The following is a 2,407-nucleotide window of genomic DNA, read 5'->3' on the forward strand; positions in this document are numbered from 1 at the left end:
CCTGAACACAGCGTGTATGTGCGCCTGCAAGAGCATGCGGTATTTCGGCAATGGATACAGGCACTGCAGCCGGTGGCAGATTATATTGCCGGTAACGGATTTCCTGCTGTGCAAATGGCTATACACCCCCGTTTGTCCATTGCTGTAGGTTTACCGCCGCAGGTATACCATAAAGCTATGGCACATTATTCCCGGCAACTTTTTTATGCTGCTTTTACGGCAACACAATGGGTGTTAATGAAAGAGCAGCCCGCATTTCCTTATAGCCGGCAATTGTGTAAGTTTCATTTAGTATAATGCTGTTACACCGGCTGTAGCAATTTGTGGTACCGCCATTGGCGGGATTGCGTCGCAATCACTTCATCGTTCCAAACATTGGGCAGCAGGGCATTTCGTATCGTATCATCATTCCATTAATCATTACAGCATGTTTACTCCGTTAGCTGAATTACCGGCATGTGCCACCCAACCCATACCCCATAACGCTGCAGCCGCTACTACCATGTATGCTATTGTTGATTGTAATAGTTTTTATTGTAGTTGCGAACGATTGTTCAGGCCCGATTTATGGAACCGGCCGGTAGTGGTACTCAGTAACAATGATGGCTGCATTATTAGCCGTACCGACGAAGCCAAGCGCCTGGGTATAGAAATGGCCGGCCCTTATTTTAAAGCCAAACCATTGATAGAAAAACATGGGGTAGCTACTTTTTCCTCGAACTATAATTTATATGGCGATATGAGCCAACGGGTAATGGATACCCTGCGGCACTTGGTAGGCCCACAACATACCGAAGTATATTCGGTAGATGAGGCTTTTTTAGATGTTTCTCAGTTAGGCACAGCAGGTTATGACCATTTGGCCCGGCATATACGGCAAACGGTAGAGCGATGGACGGGTATTTCAGTATCGGTAGGCATTGCACCCACTAAAGTACTGAGTAAAATGGCCAACGATATTGCCAAGAAAAACAAACAAGCTACCCAATGCGTGTATGTATTAGATACGCCACAAGCTATACAGCAGGCATTAGCACAAACACCGGTAGGCGAATTATGGGGGGTGGGGCATCGTTATGCTGAAAAATTAAACAGTTGGGGTATTTACGATGCCCTGCAGCTAAGCCGTATGCCTGAAAGCTGGGCCCGAAAACATCTCGGCGGGGTAGTGGGGGTGCGATTAATGAAAGAACTGAATGGCGAACCAGCTATTGGTTTAGGCGATGAACTGGTTACTAAAAAAATGATTGCTACTACTCGTATGTTTGGAAAGTCAGTTACCAGCTTGCAGCAAATAAAAGAGGCGGTGGCTATTTATATATCCCGCGCTGCTGAAAAGTTGCGGCGACAAAAAAGTGTGGCATCGGTTATTACCGTATTGATGGTGTATAAAGCCGATCAGTTGCCCGGTGAGCATTTTAGGCATGGCCCTTCGGTAAGTGCCTCTGTAATATTGTCCAATGCAACAGCCAATACCCATGAGTTAATAAAACCTGCTTTGCAAATAGCCGAACAATTATACCAAACGGGCCGAATTTATAAAAAAGCAGGTGTGTTACTCAGTGGTATTATTCCCGCCAATGCGCCGCAGGGCAATTTATTTGTGCCCAAAGCCAATGATGCCAATGGGCACCTAATGGAAATATTGGATAACATCAATTTTAGCATGCGGAATGATGTATTGCGTTTTGCGGCCGGTTCCACCGGCCGCAACTGGAAAATGCGGCAGGAACTGCGCAGCCCCCGCTATACCGCCCGTTGGAAAGAATTGCCTGAGGTGCACTAAGGCTAAGCCCGCCGCAACCAATTAAATACCCATTCCTTTACTTAAATGTACATTCAATACTGCTTCGATACATATTCGATACATGTTCGACTCAACAGCGTTGCGCAACGCTGTTGATAGGGAGTTGCTTGGGTAAAGGGTGGGTATTGGGTAGATGAGGTTTAAAAAAAGTTTAAAAACAATTTTTCTTTTATTAAAAATATGTTATTTTTGATATAACTAAAACCAATTTACTATGAAAGCATTGATTACCCCGCTCACAGCACTGCGAAACACGCATGTAGTGAAACAAGTTATTACTATAGCTTGTAAATGTTGTAACCATTTTTCTATTTTTAGTTTTTTTATCATGATTAGTTTATTGTTTGGTTGCCGTAAATACGACAGTTTGCCCAATATTAAAAGCCTCCATTATGCGCAATTACAACAACATTTTTTTAATACCAGTACTACAACGGATGTTGCCATAAAAAAATTAGCCGCCGATATTAGCCGGCAGGATAGTATTTATAAATTTTTACCGGCATTTGTAAAGAAAAATGGGATACCGAGATGGGATAAAGTAATATATAGTACGAATCAATCTGTATCAGGCAGGCAGTTATCTACGTATGGCGTTAA

Annotated in this window: 3 protein-coding genes; all 3 read left to right on the forward strand. The window is 43.5% G+C overall.

Annotated elements, in window-relative coordinates:
- The coding region (locus A0F92_RS14570; protein WP_167517122.1) for a hypothetical protein at positions 1-297 on the forward strand (297 nt) is incomplete at its 5' end.
- 130 nt (positions 298-427) lie between these two features.
- The gene (locus A0F92_RS14575; RefSeq protein WP_167517123.1) at positions 428-1,786 is read left to right on the forward strand and encodes a Y-family DNA polymerase; all 1,359 of its coding nucleotides are present in this window, start codon (positions 428-430) and stop codon (positions 1,784-1,786) included.
- Positions 1,787-2,021: 235 nt separating this feature from the next.
- On the forward strand, positions 2,022-2,407 hold a 386-nt coding region (locus tag A0F92_RS14580; protein WP_167517124.1), incomplete at its 3' end, for a hypothetical protein.

This window comes from Hydrotalea flava (genome assembly GCF_001623405.1).
In the GTDB taxonomy this organism is placed as follows: Bacteria; Bacteroidota; Bacteroidia; order Chitinophagales; family Chitinophagaceae; genus Hydrotalea; species Hydrotalea flava.

What these genes read in the sequence shown, in the direction of transcription:
- A0F92_RS14575 (WP_167517123.1), top strand. Translation starts at nt 428, where the DNA reads ATGTTTACTCCGTTAGCTGAATTACCGGCATGTGCCACCCAACCCATA.